Origin of the sequence: Bacillus sp. FSL R9-9834, assembly GCF_038006905.1 — a bacterium.
In the GTDB taxonomy this organism is placed as follows: Bacteria; Bacillota; Bacilli; order Bacillales; family Bacillaceae_G; genus Bacillus_A; species Bacillus_A pacificus.
This window is the reverse complement of the sequence record NZ_JBBOWD010000001.1, coordinates 2647789-2663092: the sequence shown is the minus strand read 5'-3', so window position 1 is coordinate 2663092 and position 15304 is coordinate 2647789. Positions and strand designations below refer to the sequence as shown.

Sequence of the window (15304 nt, the reverse complement as noted above, 5' to 3'; positions counted from 1 at the left end):
GTTTCCTCCTATAAAAAACGGATATTAATAAAATATATCGATATACGTTAAATGTAAAGAGGACAGGTGAAATATCATTGATAGAAAGTTCAATAAGCCGATTTGGTTTTCAAATCGGCTTATTGTTATTGAAATACTTGCGGGAATTGCTTTACGATTGCGTTTGTTATCATGTCGGCCATTTCTAAAGCTTCTTTTTCAATTTTATCGTACAGTTTTACGCCTGCTTCATAATCTTTATTTAGGAATGCCAGTGCTTCTGCCTTAGTTAGTGCTAAATGTTCATAAAACATGTTTCTAAATGCTTCTTTATCAATATATGGGTTAATACTAGTAAGAAATGCAACAATTTCATCTCCGTTAGCGTACCATTTTTTCTCTATAGCAGTAGCTGAATTTTGATCACCAGCTTTTGCTGCTTTAACAAGATCCGCTGCAATTACTAAGTGTTCTTTAATTAGTGCACTATATTTTTTTACAGCATCCTCACCATAGAATGGTTCAAGCGACAGTCCCATATGTGTTGCATTTTGAAGAAGCCGCCCAACTGTAATGTTTACGTCAGGTAAATTAAAAACAATACTTATAATAGCTAATCTCGTCCAAGCAACGTGTTGTTCCCATAAGGAACGCATATAACCTTTTAAAAAATTCTCGTTTTTACTAATTCGGTAATTACGTACAGATGTATCAAACTGTACATAAGGGTTATGATAGGGGGAGTAATACGATTGCCAATAAGGGTACATAAACGGTAACACTCCTTTGAACATGTATAACTCAAAGTATGATGGAAATTTATATTTAGTTACGTGTCCTCGCTTATTTTTAAAAATTGAGTGTTTTAATTGTGATATACAGATAAAACGAATATAAAGTAAAAGATGCTCTGCAAGGGAAGTTGCAGAGCATCAAAAGGGTATTGCCGAGATGTCGGACTCGACTACGTAATATTATCATAAAATTCGCTTAAAAAAACCTGGTAAATGTGTCCAAATGAAAGTGTATCTTTAATAAAGTCAAAGGGATCTGCTTCCCGCGGCAGATCCCTTTGACTAGATAATGTCGATGAGCAAAAACTCATCTGGAGTACTTTAATAGTAACAAGTGAAATTCGTTTTGTGTATTGAGAAAAAAAGATTTACTTTATTAAATGTTAAAAACTTATATTTTACTTCTTGCTATTATCATCATTTGTTGTGAGTGGAGTATGGTTATAAAATGGAGAAAAGATTTACAATCACATCTAAAAGTGTACTGAAATATATATAAATCAAAAAAGACCTGCACAAATAAGCAGGTCAACTTAAGGGGGGGATCAAACAGAATATTTCATATGTTAACAACTGTATTGTATTAAGTCTATAAGGTTCATATTGAGAAAATTATTAGGAACGATCTATTTCGCACGTGTATTAACGTTTAAAAAGTTGAGAAAGAAAATGAAAAAGCTTTCTATAAGAAAATAATGGTTGGTACTTATAGTATGATTCATATTTCCACGCTTCATTATTTGAGAATTGGGGTTGGTTCGATACGCTTTTCTGTTTGATGAAACTAATATTATGGTGCTTCATATAGTAACCTCCTGAATTCATATGTATAAGATTAGTAGTATTCAAGGAGAATTAATAAAATGTGTATTTATTTAGAAATTCGTTATAGTTGTTAATCCAGCTCTAAAACGTAAAGAAGCATAAAATAATGAAAAAGCAGGACGTTAGTCATGTATTCATCGCTTTCATGACCCATAAGAGATGATATAATAGGAGTAGATGAAAGATAAAGAAAAGCAGGTGACTCTTTTTTGTTTACAAAAGCACAAGAACTTTTAGCGTCTTATTTCGGTTATTCGTCATTCCGAAGAGGACAAGATGAAACAATTAAAAATGTATTAGATGGGAAAGATACAGTTTGTATTATGCCTACAGGTGGTGGTAAGTCAATTTGTTATCAAATTCCCGCATTAGTATTTGAAGGAACAACGTTAGTTATATCGCCTTTAATATCGCTTATGAAAGACCAAGTAGATACATTAGTACAAAATGGTATTTCAGCTACATATATTAATAGTTCTATTTCGATTACAGAAGCGAATCAACGAATTCAATTAGCGAAACAGGGCCATTATAAGTTACTTTATGTAGCGCCAGAGCGACTTGATTCAATGGAGTTTGTTGACCAACTGATCGATATGAAAATTCCGATGATTGCCATTGATGAGGCGCACTGTATTTCGCAGTGGGGACATGATTTCCGTCCGAGCTATTTACATATACACCGTATATTAGATTATCTTCCAGAAAAGCCGCTCGTATTAGCATTAACTGCTACGGCAACACCACAAGTTCGTGATGATATTTGCAACACGCTTGGAATTAATCAAGAAAACACGATTATGACAACGTTTGAGCGCGAGAACTTATCATTTTCTGTTATTAAAGGACAAGATCGTAATGCATATTTAGCGGATTATATTCGTCAAAATCAAAAGGAATCTGGGATTATATATGCAGCTACTAGAAAAGTAGTTGATCAGTTGTATGAGGATTTAATGAAAGCGGGAGTTTCTGTATCAAAATATCATGCTGGTATGAGTGATAACGATCGAAATGAGCAACAAGAACTCTTTTTACGTGATGAAGTGAGCGTAATGGTAGCCACATCTGCGTTTGGGATGGGTATTGATAAATCGAATATTCGTTACGTTATCCATTATCAGCTTCCAAAAAATATGGAAAGTTATTACCAAGAAGCAGGACGTGCTGGCCGTGACGGATTAGATAGTGCATGTATATTGCTTTATTCTTCTCAAGATGTACAAGTACAACGCTTTTTAATTGATCAATCGACAGGAGAGTCTCGTTTTTCAAATGAACTTGAAAAACTGCAAAATATGACTGACTACTGTCATACAGAACAATGTTTACAATCATTTATTTTGCAATACTTTGGAGAAGAACCAAAAGAAGATTGTGGCCGCTGCGGTAATTGTACAGACGACCGAGAAAGTATCGATGTGACGAGAGAATCGCAAATGGTTTTATCTTGTATGATTAGGACGAACCAACGATTTGGTAAACAAATGATTGCACAAGTACTAACTGGATCTAAAAATAAGAAAGTCATTGAATTTAATTTTCATACTTTGCCAACTTACGGACTTTTATCAAATCGTAGTGTAAAAGAAGTGAGTGAATTTATTGAGTTTTTAATTTCAGACGAGCTAATTGCAGTTGAACATGGTACTTACCCGACACTAAAAGTAACGGAAAAAGGGAAAGAAGTGTTACTTGGTAAAGAGAATGTTTTACGTAAAGAACGAGTAGAGACAAGACAAATCGTTCAAGATCATCCTTTATTTGAAGTACTTCGCGAAGTACGTAAAGAAATTGCGCAAGGAGAAGGGGTACCTCCATTCGTTATTTTCTCTGACCAAACGTTGAAAGATATGTGCGCAAAAATGCCGCAAAGCGACTCTGAACTTTTAACTGTGAAAGGGATTGGTGAACACAAACTTGTGAAGTATGGTTCGCACTTCTTACAAGCAGTTCAGCACTTTATTGAGGAAAATCCAAACTATGCTGAAACTATTAAAACAGAAGTGGTGACAGAGCGGAAAAAATCAGGGAAAGCTTCAGCAAATTCTCATTTGGAAACGTATGAAATGTATAAACAAGGTATTAATCTAGATGAAATTGCGAAAGAACGTGGATTATCAAGACAAACGATTGAAAATCATTTAATTCGTTGTTTTGAAGATGGAATGGAAGTAGACTGGAACAGTTTTGTTCCTGCAGAATACGAACAACTGATTGAAACTGCTGTGCAAAATGCTGATGGTGGTCTGAAATCGATTAAGGAACAACTTCCGAATGAAGTGAGTTACTTTATGATTCGTGCTTATTTACAAATTAGAAAGTAGTGACATGTAAAGGGGATAGGGATTTATGCATCACGTTTTTGTGTATGGCACGCTAAGAAAAGAGCAAACGAATGCTCATTATATGCAAGGTGCAATATGCATTGCAGACGAAGCATGGACGTATGGCGAATTATTTGATACAAACGAAGGGTATCCAGCGATGATTTGTTCAAATAAAGATAAGGTATATGGAGAAGTTTATGAAGTAAATGATGCTGTTCTGCAAAAATTAGATGAACTGGAAGAATACACAGGTAATGCAGAGAGTGATTTATATGACCGAATCACCGAAACAATATACTTTAGTGATAGAGAAATACGTGCATTTGTGTATGTTGCTCAAGACAAAGAGATGCTGAAGAAAGTTATCATTTCTGGTGATTGGGTAGAATATCAAAAAGGACAATAAGAGCAGCCGTAGAGCAGATAGTGGGATTTTCCGTTATCTGCTTTTTGTTTTACTACTTCCAAAATTCTTATTATTTTGATAAATTGTGAATATAGGGAATTTCATAGGTGTCAGAAAATTAGTCGGTCACCTACAGCGGGAAAACTTATTACAGGAGGAGAATAATGAACGAATTAGATGTGAGGGAGTTTTATCAAAAACAATTTGAACTGTCGAATTACGATATAAATACAGAAAGCTGGTTAGAGCAGCTCGCTAAAGAAGTTAAAGAGCAAATTGGACATCCATTTCAGTCGATGTTAGAACTGGGAGCAGGAAATGGCGGTTTTGCAAGGGCGATGTCTAAGTTACGTGTAAAGATGACTACTGTTGAGCTTGTACGAGAGTTAGTTATGTTTGCAAAAGAGCATTCTACTAATGATATTGCTATTCATTGCGCTGATTTTTATAAAATTAATTTTGAAGAAAAGTTTGATGTTGTTAGTTATTTAGATGGGTTTGGTGTAGGAACAGATGATGAACAATTGATTCTATTGAAACGGATTAAAAATTGGATGAAGGATGATGGATGTGCACTTATTGATATTTATCAACCATTGTATTGGAAAAAGGTAAGTGGACAAGAAATGCTCTTAAGTTCAGCTATGCGAAAATATGAATATGATAGCATAAATGAAAGAATGTTAGATCATTGGTGGCATCCTAATAATCCAAATGATATAGTTACACAGTCTTTACGTTGTTATACGGTAGATGAGATTAGTAATCTATGTGCTGAAGCTGGTCTAAGTATAGTTGGGATTTTCCCAGGAGGAGCGTATGACTTTGAAGAGGGAAAATATAAAGAGCAAGCGTCGTTAAATGAATGTTTATCATATCGAATAAAAGTAAAAAAGAGTAAGGATTAAATTCCTTACTCTTTTTTGCTTCTATAGTGTGAATCATTGACTGTCTTTCGTATTTAATTGTCGTTCTTTTTTAATTCTTATAGATCTTAGTACGATCCCAATTCCAAGAAATATAATAGTAGCAACGACTCCACTAATAGGGTTTAACCAAAGATCACTACTGTTAGTAAGTGCAATGATCCCTGTTATTGTAACTAAAACAGTAGGAACGGCATCTTCAATTGCATGCATGATAACGCATGGCCATACTGACTTTGTAAGTCTATATATTTCAACATACATAATAGACCAAGAAACCATAAGTATGCAACCGGATAAAAGCATATTTAACCTTGAAATAGATTCGAAATATTCATTTGGTAAAAAAACTAAATAATAAGCGGCATGCCAAAGAGCCCAAACTAAACCAGAAATAATATAAATAAACCAATCGTTTAACTTTAGTTCAATGAGCTTAGGAGTTAAATAACCGCGCCATGAAAACTCTTCAAAAATATTTTTAATAAAGTTACCAATAGTAGACATGAATATGAGTGACAATAACGAATATATTTCAAAACTAGTTATGTTTGCTACTCCAAAAATAAGTGCTAAACTTATCGTTATTACTGTAACGAACGGGTAAATTAGTATCGCAACGAAGTACCATTTAAAGTTTGCCTTCAAATTTAGTTTTATACCAAAATCATTCCAATCACGGCTAATAACTCTAAGGAAAATACATGAGAGGAAAGGTAATATTAACCACAGCCCCATGCCTAAAGAGTTTCCTTCAGGCTGATCTGTTAGAAAAGAGTCTAGAATTACGCCAATCCAGCCACTTGCCAATACAATGAACACAAAAATAAGTAAATGTAACTTAAGGGGTTTTCTTTTGGTAGCAGTCATTTTGAATAGACTCCTTTACTTTTATTTTTGTTTTTGTGATTTTAGTTATTTTATAAATGAAATAATAGATATCTAGAAAAGAAGCTGGAGAGTATGTAAGGGGAACTTAGTTAGATAGTATAAAGTCCTTTTAATCAATAGAAAATAGCAGCTTTTGTATAAATCACTTTATTATATGTGTAGTTGTATGATTTAGATGTTATATATTCTTATAATGTAAAAATATCATTTGAATTTCAATATTAGAAAGGTGAAAAGTAAGTTTTTTCAGAAAAAACAAATTAAGTCCTTGACTTTATAAATGGATTTTTAATACAATTATATTTCGACTGAAAATTTAGAACGGACAGGAGGGAATCATCATATGAACAACATTTTTGAAGAAGAGTTACAAAGAATGAAAGATACATTACGTACGATGGATGATCAATTAGAAGAGCTCGAAAACATTCCGGTTTATTATGGCGATGATTTTAAAGAACAAATTCTTGAAAGTATGAGGGAGTCTAATAGACAAAATTTACGTATTGGTGTACAAGAGCCGTACTTTGGAAGATTAGATTTTCGAGAGGATGGTAAGGAAGATGTTATGCCGATTTACATCGGTAAAGTAGGTGTTTCAGATAAAGATACGATGAAACCAATTGTAATTGATTGGCGGGCACCTGTCGCAAGTATGTTTTATTCATTTACCGGCGGTGATGAATTAGCGTTTTATCAATCACCAGACGGATTAGTAGAAGGTGATGTTTATTTAAAGCGAAACATCTCTATTCGAAAAAGAGAATTAGAACGTGTTGTTGATACATATGTGAAAGGAAATGAAGATGTCTCGCATGCCGATGATTTTCTTCTATATCGATTAGGTGAGAATAAAGATAATAAACTAAAAGATATTGTTTCGACGATACAATCGGAGCAAAATGATATTATTCGTGCGGAAAGAAACTTACCACTACTTATTCAAGGGGTTGCAGGAAGCGGTAAAACAACGATCGCTTTACATCGTCTTGCTTTTTTAATTTATGAATATCGTGAGCAATTAGAAGCGGAGAGAATGATTGTTTTTGCTCCGAATAGTCTGTTTTTAGATTATATTTCGAGTGTACTTCCTGAATTAGGTGTCGGGAATATTAGTCAAACAATATTTCCAGACTGGGCATTACGTACGTTAGATGATTCGGTGAAACTGAAGCAGACAGAAGAAAAATTGAAAGAAGCATTTTCTATTAATCGTGATGAAAGAAAGATTATGCTTGGTAAATTGAAAGGTACGATAGAATTTAAGTCCTTTATTGAAGAGAAAATGGTTCAATTTGAAAAAGAACTAGTACCAACAAGTGATTTTGAGGCATGGGATAAGGCTGTTATTCCAGTGGAAGATATAAAAAAATGGATGCAAGTTGAATATAAACATTATCCATTAAAGAAAAGAAGAGAACGTTTAGTTGGCCGAATGAAGCGATGGATTGAAATTGAACTGAAAAAATACGGAGAAACAAATGAGAAGAAATTATTAAAAAAAGAAGCGACAAAGAGATTGAACAGTTATATGAAGTTTTGGCCGAAAATGAGCTCGCTTTCAATATATAGTTCAATATTGAAAAGCAAAGAAATACTCGAAGTATTACCCGAGGAACTTGTGAAAGAAACGGAGAAGAGTTGTCGTAAAAAAGAAGTGTATGTAGAAGATTTGCCAGCTTTAATTTACATACATCATCGCATAACAGGTATTGAAATCGGGCAGAAATTTCATCACGTCGTTATTGATGAAGCGCAAGATTTCTCACCATTTCAAGTTTATGTATTAAAAGAAATTACACTAGGTAACTCTTTCACTATATTAGGTGATTTATCTCAAGCAATTTATGATTATCAAGGGATTGAAGATTGGAGTGCTTTTAAGGAAGTATTCCAAGAAACAGGTTATTATGAACTGACGAGAAGTTATCGCTCTACAAAAGAAATTATAGAATTTGCGAACGGAATAATTAAAAATGCAGAGATTCCAGTAGGGCTTGCAATGCCAGTTTTCCGTAGTGGTGAAGAAGTGAAAATAATTCATACAGAAGAACAGTTTACTGAAATTGTAAAGACATTAAAACATCTACAAAGTGAAGATGTGAAAACAATTGCGGTAATAGGAAGAACAGACGGTGAGTGCCGCGATATATATGAGAAATTAACAAATGCAGGATTGGCTGTAAACTTCATTGAAGCAGATCAAAGTAAATATGAAGGTGGTATTTCAGTAGTACCTGTATACTTAGCGAAAGGGTTAGAATTTGATGCTGTTCTACTCATTGATGTTGATGCAGAACATTATAAAAATACGAAACATGATGCAAAGTTATTATATGTTGGATGTACAAGGTCGCTTCATGATTTATGGATTTTCCATAGCGGGGAAGCATCTCCGTTAATTAAGAAATAAAAATTCAAGAGGCTTTTCTAGTAATGAATAGGAAAGCCTCTTAGTTTATCACGCTTTAATGGGCAGTAAGACCCCCACCTCAAAATGCAGCGAAAGTAAAGAAGTTAGGTGGGGCGCGGGCTGATTAAAGTTTCACTTTATAAATATATAGGAGACATGATAATGATTACAAAAGTAATAACAAAGAGAAATTGGGAAATCGCAAAGATAAATGGAGAGATTAATGAAGTTTCACTAAAAGAAGAGGGATTTATTCATTGTTCATTTTTAGAACAAGCTTTAAACGTTGCGGAAAAATATTTCATTCATGAAGAAGATGTTTTATTACTGACAATTGATCCATCCTTAGTGAAAGCAGAAATAAAATATGAACTTGCTTCTAACGGCCAAGAATATCCGCATGTTTACGGAGCAATTAATATAGATGCAATTATAGATGTTGTTCCATTTCCTAAGGAAAAAGGGGAATTTATATTACCAGAGTAAACATTTTGAAAGGAAGAAAATCATGATAAGGGACGTAACGGAAAAAGATGTAACATACATTTTAGATATTTATAATGATGCCATACTAAATACAACAGCTGTATATGCATATAAACCTGTAACCTTTAAAAATAGAATAGATTGGTATGAACAGAAAAAGGCTGATGGTTATCCGATTTTTGTATACGAACTAGATAATAAAGTAGTAGGATTTGCAACATTTGGTCCGTTTAGAGCTTGGCCCGCCTATAAATATTCAATTGAACATTCTATATACATTAATAAGGAATATAGAAAAAGGGGAATTGGGACATCTTTAATGAAAGAACTGATAGCCATTGCACGGGAAAGAGAGTATATGACTTTAATTGCTGGAATTGATGCGGAAAATGAGAGAAGTATTGCTTTACATGAAAACTATGGATTTGTTCATGCAGGGACGATTAAAAAGGCTGGTTATAAGTTTAATAAATGGCTAGATTTAGCTTTTTATCAATTGGAGCTTAATGGCCCTAAAAATCCTTTAGAAGAATAGAGATTTTTCGTAAACATGTATCTTTTAGGTAGCAAGGAGCAATTCATGTTACCTTTTTCCTTTTGTAATATCCGATTTAATCTACTAAAAAGGGTTTATACATTCTATATTGAATTATTAAAGGTGATAAAACGATATGAAATGAGGAATGAAAATGGAAACTGTCATTCAAAAAATGAAAGAGATACAATCTAATCATGTTGGAATAGCTATTTATTCTACAAAAAACAATCGTATAGTTGCTTCATATAATAGTGAAATAAATATTCCGTTAGCATCGGCAGCAAAAGTAGTAATCGGATTTGTAGTAGCGCAAATGGTGAAGGAAAATACATGTAATTGGAATGATATACTTCAGCATGTTAAATTTAATCCAAATGAAGATAGTGCGCAGTTGTATCCACATTTACAAGGAAGAAGGACTTTAACACTTAGTAAAGCAGTAGAAGTAATGATAGCATGTCATGATAGTTACGTTGCACAGTCAGTTGTAATGTACTGTGGTGGATGGGATGCTGTGAAAATGTATGCCCAAACGTACTTTTCAAAAATTCATATACAAGAGGACGCTAGGGATGAGAAAAATGTTGGAGAATTAAATGAGATTCTTTCACTTTTAGTACATATTTTTCAGGGTTATAAATCAGAAGCAGAATTATGGGAACCAATTATTAGCGGCATGGTAAGACAGCAAGGTGAATATGAAGGAATACATTCATATCACTTAGCTCATATGACAGGTGGACTATCTTCAGCTGCAATAAATATTGGTATAATAGGAATATTCAACAAATTCCCGTTTCTTTATGTTATTGGGGGAAAAGATTTACCTAATCGACGTGAAAATAAAGAGGTAGATGAAGCTTTTGCAGTAGCTTTGAAATACATATACAAAGAATATAGTGAAAGTATGCTAGGAGTGAGCAATTGAAAAGAAACTTAAAGACATCAACAATCATTATTTTAATTGTAACGATTATTGCTCTTGAAGTGGGTATCGCACTATACGATCACAATTTGTCATTAGATACCATTTATTTTGCAGCGATCCTCATTTGTATTGTATTACTTTTTGGCACACGAGTTTCTGAAGAGAAAGAAAGTACATCGAAAGAGAGACGAAGAAAAACAGGTCTTCTATTTTGGCCATCTATTTTACTATCTATCGCTTCTTTTGCAGTTATAAGTTATATAAGAGTAGGCTATGTTTCTGTGCCAGGGATAATTGGTTTTTCATGCTTTATTACTTATGGTGGATTCGTATGTATTAGTATTTTAAAAAGGAAAAGTAAAAATAAAAGGTAACTTACTAAGTTGAAAGGAAGAAATATATGAAACATATAGAGAATGGTACTCGCGCTGAAGGAGAATACATAAAAAATAAGGTCATTCAATATAACATGTCTATTTTAACAGATGAAGCAAAACAGCCGATGGAACAAGTAAGTTTTGTTCTGAAAGATGAGGCTGGGAAAATCTTTGGCGGGGTAACAGGAACGATGTATTTTTATCATCTCCATATAGATTTTTTATGGGTTGATGATTCAGTTCGTCATGATGGTTATGGTAGTCAACTATTACATAAAATTGAAGACATTGCGAAGGAAAAAGGTTGTAGATTAATATTATTAGATTCATTTAGTTTTCAAGCGCCAGAATTTTATAAAAAGCACGGCTACCGAGAATATGGTGTTGTTGAAGATCATCCTAAAGGGCATAGTCAACACTTTTTAGAGAAGAGGTTATAGGCATCAGGATGAGTGGCAATCATATAATCGATAGTTTGGAATCCTAATCCTTTTAAATAATTTGCTACTACTTTACCTTTTCCGTTGTTACCACCATCAATAAGGATTGTTTCGCCACTTGGAGATTTAATAAAAGTAGCATCACCTTGTCCTACATCAATATAATGAACTTCTAACTCGCCTTTAGGCTTAGGAAAAGCCGGACGGAAACTAGGTCCTAATACACGAGCTAAAAATGCAGCGAACTGTTCACGAGTTACTTTTACATCTGGACCAAATGTACCATCAGGAAATTCAGCTGTAATATTATTTTGAGCTAAAATTTTGACATAATTGTAACCCCAATGATTAGGTGGAACATCAGGGAAATTGACGTCTGCACCTGTAGGTTTCAAATTAAAAGTTTTAACTAAAACTACTGCCATTTCTTACAAGTAATTCAAAGTTTAATAGGTAAATATTTTATTAGTTGTTTTGTATTTCCATAAATTTGTTAATTTGAAATGATCTAACTTAATAGAGGAGATAGGAAAGGTATTAGAGAATTGTTTATATTGCAATTGTAAAATCCATATTATAAATTTATAAAATCATTTATAATAATTTATAATATGTTAAATGGGAGAAAGAAAATGTATACGTATAAATTACAAGATGAGAAACCAATCTGTTCAGAAAAATTAAAGAGGCTTTACGATTCTGTCGGTTGGTGGCCAGAAAGAAAAGAAATCGATATTCAAAAAATGTTAAAAAACAGTATAGCAATTGGGGTATGGAAAGAAAATGAGTTAATTGGTTTTGCTAGAGTTGTTTCAGACGGTGTTTTTCGAGCGTACTTAGAAGATGTTGTTGTGCATGAGAGTGTAAGAAATAAAGATATTGGTGAGAAGATGCTTACAATGTTGCTTGAAGAGATATCTCATATCAATATTGTGAGCCTATTTTGTGGAGAGAAACTTATAAAGTTTTATGGTCAACAGCAATTTCAAGTGACGAAACAAATTGTGATGCACCGTAATCAAATAGTGAAAGAATAAGAGGTGACAATTAGAATGATTGCGACAAGAGCGTACTGTTTATCGAAAAGAAAAGCGACAGAAGATTCTCCTGATGGTTGGAATGCAACATGTATGAGGCTTAATAATAAAATCTTTGCGATATTGAACCATGAAGAAGGCGAAAAAGCGGCAATAACATTAAAATGTGATCCAGAACTTGCGCTAAGATTAAGAGAAGAGTATCCAGAAACAATCATTCCGGGGTATCATATGAATAAAAAACATTGGAATACGGTGTATATACATAAAGATGTGGAACAGATGCAAATTAATAAGATGATTGATTGGTCGTATGATTTAGTTCTGCAGTCATTTTCAAAGAAAAAGCAGCAAGAGTTATTAGATTAATATGTATAAGGGGTGGGTGTGTTGAAAGACACGATTAAAGATACATATGATAAATTAGCGAGTACATATAAAGAAAATCTAGATGTCGCAAATCCATATAACAGCTATTATGAAAGACCAGCGATGATAGAGATGATTCCAAAGAAATTAGAAGGGAAGAGTGTGCTAGATGCTGGGTGTGCAGCTGGATGGTATACTTCTCAATTTGTAGAAAGTGGAGCAAATGTAACAGCAATTGACGTAAGTTCTGAAATGGTAAAAGCTGCAAAGGAAAGTATGGGTGATAAGGCAACGTTTCTTTGTCATGATTTGCAAGAAATATTACCGTTTGAAGATCATACTTTTGATGTAATTGTAAGTTCGTTAACCCTTCATTATTTAGAAAATTGGAATCAAGTATTTCAGGAGTTTCGTCGTGTACTGAAGCCAGGTGGAGAATTTATATACTCCATTCATCATCCTTTTATGGATTTTACAAAGTTTACTTGTAAAAATTATTTCGAAAAACAATTATTATTAGATACTTGGGTTAAACCAAACATTACAATTGAAGTTGAATTTTTTAGAAGGTCACTTCAAGACATTGTTAATGAAACAACAAATTATTTTGTGTTGGAAAAAATAGTTGAGCCGAGGCCAGTTGAAAAGATGAAAGAAGTAAATGAAAAATCTTATCATTATTTAAATACAAATCCACATTTTCTTATTGTTAAAGCAGTGAATAAATAGCTAGTAAAATGATTGTATTTTACTAGCTATTTTGCAGTTTTAAATGATGAATTAGGAGTTTTGAAATGAATATGAAACGGAATAGATTACTATACGCAACGTTTACAATCCTTGTTATTATTTTAGGACTTAGTTCAAGAAAGTTTGCTTTTGCGCTGCCGGCTCTATTAAATGATTATTTAGGTGATGCTTTATGGGCGTTAATGATTTTCATTGGATTCGGATTTTTATTTCCTAAAATAGAAATGAAGAAATTGGCTCTTATTAGTTTAATGTTTTGCTACGGGATTGAAGTGAGCCAATTGTACCATGCCGAATGGATAGATAGCATTCGTGCAACGACTTTAGGTGGACTCGTGTTAGGTTATGGATTTTTGTGGAGTGATTTAGTGGCTTACACAATTGGTGTTGGAATAGGATTTCTTTTTGAGTTGATTTTATGGAAGAAATAAGTGAGTTTAAATGGGGGGATTTATTAAAGTTAAATGAAGAGATGTTTTTCTGGATTTTTGCTAATAAAGAAACTATTGAAGAATTAATAGAAAGGAGTGTGCAAATATGAAAAAAGTTATATTAATAGGTTCTGGTGGTTCAGGGAAGTCTACATTAGCAAGGCAGTTAGGCAATAAATTAAATATTAAAGTACATCATCTTGATGCGTTATTTTGGAAACCGAATTGGGAGGGTGTTTCGAAAGAAAAGCAAAGAAAGGTTCAAAATGAATTAGTTAAAGAAGATGAGTGGATTATTGATGGGAATTATGGTGGGACAATGGATATAAGAATGAACGCAGCGGATACAATTATCTTTCTTGATATTCATAGAACAATATGTGCTTATCGTGCTTTTAAAAGAGTTATACAATATCGGAATAAAACAAGACCGGATATGGGCGCGGGATGTAAGGAAAGATTTGATTTGCAATTTTTTAAATGGATATGGGAATATCCTAAGACGAAGCGACCTACAATTTTAAAGAAGTTAAATCAATTGAGTAAGGATAAAGATATTATTATTTTAAAATCTACAAATGAAGTAAGACTATTTTTAGAGAAGTACGATGCTATAAATAGTTAGATTATAAAAAGAAATAACCTGGGGGGATAGAATTGGATAGATTTATTAGGCTAGTTGATTCTAATATGGTGAAAATTCCAACAGGAAAAGTAGAATTAAGAGATGATCGAATAAAGAAAGAATGGAAAGTCCAAGTTAATTCGTTTCTTCTTGCAAAGTATGTTGTAACGATGGAATTGTATGATGCGATTACGAATCATACATCAAATTTATCCAAAGATAAATACAAACCAGTTGTAAATATCTCATGGAATGATGCCATTATGTTTTGTAATCTGCTTTCAAAAAAAGCGGGGTTAAAAGAATATTATTCTATTAATGACGGTGGTCAAATTGTTAGTTGTAATTTAGATTCAAATGGGTACCGATTACCTTCAGAAGCAGAGTGGCAATATGCGTGTAAAGCAGGAACTACTGGATACATATATGGTGAATTGAAAAAGATTGCTTGGTATAATGAAAATTCAAACGGACAAATTCAAGACATCGGTAAAAAAGAGCCGAATGCATGGGGCTTGTATGATATGTTGGGGAACGTTTGGGAATGGTGTTATGATTTGTATGATGAAAAGGTGTATGGAGCATACCGGATTTTTCGAGGTGGTAGTTGGGCTGAAGAAGCTAGAGGTTGTGGCGCGACTTGTCGTCGCCGTAGTCATCCAACATTTTATATAGATGACCTTGGATTTAGGCTCGCTAAGTCCATTTAGAAGAATTATAAGAGCAAAATAATGTAGAGAAGATTTAAATTAAGGAGTG

Annotated in this window: 17 protein-coding genes and 2 pseudogenes; 16 read left to right on the top strand and 3 right to left on the bottom strand. The window is 33.3% G+C overall.

Annotated elements, in window-relative coordinates; translation table 11 throughout:
- Window positions 1–125: 125 nt before the first annotated feature.
- The gene (locus MKY00_RS13790) at window positions 126–749 is read right to left on the bottom strand and encodes a hypothetical protein (RefSeq protein WP_016717698.1); all 624 of its coding nucleotides are present in this window, start codon (window positions 747–749) and stop codon (window positions 126–128) included.
- Between the two features lie 1058 nt (window positions 750–1807).
- Here MKY00_RS13790 and recQ point away from each other — a divergent pair.
- The 3 genes from recQ to MKY00_RS13775 all read left to right on the top strand — a co-directional run bounded on the left by recQ (window position 1808) and on the right by MKY00_RS13775 (window position 5242).
- Entirely contained in the window at window positions 1808–3925 is a 2118-nt protein-coding gene (gene recQ, locus MKY00_RS13785) for a DNA helicase RecQ (protein ID WP_000494287.1), read from the top strand.
- Window positions 3926–3950: 25 nt separating this feature from the next.
- Complete coding sequence (locus MKY00_RS13780) at window positions 3951–4334, top strand: gamma-glutamylcyclotransferase family protein (protein WP_016717697.1); 384 nt, start codon at window positions 3951–3953, stop codon at window positions 4332–4334.
- 164 nt (window positions 4335–4498) lie between these two features.
- A complete protein-coding gene (locus MKY00_RS13775) occupies window positions 4499–5242 on the top strand; it encodes a class I SAM-dependent methyltransferase (RefSeq protein ID WP_016717696.1) in 744 nt (247 codons plus the stop codon).
- A 33-nt stretch (window positions 5243–5275) separates the two neighbouring features.
- Here the strand turns inward: MKY00_RS13775 and MKY00_RS13770 are convergent, their stop codons facing one another.
- Entirely contained in the window at window positions 5276–6130 is an 855-nt protein-coding gene (locus MKY00_RS13770) for a CPBP family glutamic-type intramembrane protease (RefSeq protein WP_016717695.1), read from the bottom strand.
- 364 nt (window positions 6131–6494) lie between these two features.
- On the opposite strand from MKY00_RS13770, the gene MKY00_RS13765 reads away from it, so the two are divergent.
- The 6 genes from MKY00_RS13765 to MKY00_RS13740 all read left to right on the top strand — a co-directional run bounded on the left by MKY00_RS13765 (window position 6495) and on the right by MKY00_RS13740 (window position 11333).
- Window positions 6495–8564 (top strand): HelD family protein, encoded by a 2070-nt coding sequence (locus MKY00_RS13765; protein WP_016717694.1) that lies wholly within the window; start codon window positions 6495–6497, stop codon window positions 8562–8564.
- Window positions 8565–8726: 162 nt separating this feature from the next.
- On the top strand, window positions 8727–9050 hold the full coding sequence (locus MKY00_RS13760) for a DUF952 domain-containing protein (RefSeq protein WP_016717693.1): 324 nt from the start codon (window positions 8727–8729) through the stop codon (window positions 9048–9050).
- A 22-nt stretch (window positions 9051–9072) separates the two neighbouring features.
- Window positions 9073–9585, top strand: a complete 513-nt coding sequence (locus MKY00_RS13755) for a GNAT family N-acetyltransferase (RefSeq protein WP_016717692.1) — start codon at window positions 9073–9075, stop codon at window positions 9583–9585.
- A gap of 154 nt (window positions 9586–9739) precedes the next feature.
- Complete coding sequence (locus MKY00_RS13750) at window positions 9740–10516, top strand: serine hydrolase (RefSeq protein WP_016717691.1); 777 nt, start codon at window positions 9740–9742, stop codon at window positions 10514–10516.
- Window positions 10513–10890 carry a hypothetical protein gene (locus tag MKY00_RS13745; RefSeq protein WP_016717690.1) on the top strand — a complete coding sequence of 126 codons (378 nt, stop codon included), beginning with the start codon at window positions 10513–10515 and terminating at the stop codon, window positions 10888–10890. The genes MKY00_RS13750 and MKY00_RS13745 overlap by 4 nt, the downstream gene beginning before the upstream one ends.
- Window positions 10891–10916: 26 nt before the next feature.
- Entirely contained in the window at window positions 10917–11333 is a 417-nt protein-coding gene (locus MKY00_RS13740; RefSeq protein ID WP_000680402.1) for a GNAT family N-acetyltransferase, read from the top strand.
- Here MKY00_RS13740 and MKY00_RS13735 read toward each other — a convergent pair.
- A pseudogene (locus tag MKY00_RS13735) lies at window positions 11333–11761 on the bottom strand (S-layer homology domain-containing protein); the annotation flags it as partial. The gene MKY00_RS13740 and the pseudogene MKY00_RS13735 sit on opposite strands and share 1 nt — an antisense overlap.
- A gap of 204 nt (window positions 11762–11965) precedes the next feature.
- Here MKY00_RS13735 and MKY00_RS13730 point away from each other — a divergent pair.
- The 7 genes and pseudogenes from MKY00_RS13730 (at window position 11966) to MKY00_RS13700 (ending at window position 15255) form a co-directional block, all read left to right on the top strand.
- Window positions 11966–12370, top strand: a complete 405-nt coding sequence (locus MKY00_RS13730) for a GNAT family N-acetyltransferase (protein WP_016717688.1) — start codon at window positions 11966–11968, stop codon at window positions 12368–12370.
- 15 nt (window positions 12371–12385) lie between these two features.
- On the top strand, window positions 12386–12739 hold the full coding sequence (locus tag MKY00_RS13725; RefSeq protein WP_016717687.1) for an MmcQ/YjbR family DNA-binding protein: 354 nt from the start codon (window positions 12386–12388) through the stop codon (window positions 12737–12739).
- A 21-nt stretch (window positions 12740–12760) separates the two neighbouring features.
- Window positions 12761–13468, top strand: coding sequence for a class I SAM-dependent methyltransferase (locus MKY00_RS13720; RefSeq protein ID WP_016717686.1), 708 nt, complete (start codon window positions 12761–12763; stop codon window positions 13466–13468).
- A gap of 65 nt (window positions 13469–13533) precedes the next feature.
- On the top strand, window positions 13534–13920 hold the full coding sequence (locus tag MKY00_RS13715) for a ribosomal maturation YjgA family protein (RefSeq protein ID WP_016717685.1): 387 nt from the start codon (window positions 13534–13536) through the stop codon (window positions 13918–13920).
- Between the two features lie 17 nt (window positions 13921–13937).
- Window positions 13938–14030 (top strand): annotated as a pseudogene (locus tag MKY00_RS13710) (aminoglycoside phosphotransferase); the annotation flags it as partial.
- The gene (locus MKY00_RS13705) at window positions 14027–14545 is read left to right on the top strand and encodes a DNA topology modulation protein (RefSeq protein WP_000755805.1); all 519 of its coding nucleotides are present in this window, start codon (window positions 14027–14029) and stop codon (window positions 14543–14545) included. The pseudogene MKY00_RS13710 and the gene MKY00_RS13705, both read left to right, overlap by 4 nt.
- 65 nt (window positions 14546–14610) lie before the next feature.
- Entirely contained in the window at window positions 14611–15255 is a 645-nt protein-coding gene (locus MKY00_RS13700; RefSeq protein WP_050558058.1) for a formylglycine-generating enzyme family protein, read from the top strand.
- Window positions 15256–15304 lie beyond the last annotated feature (49 nt).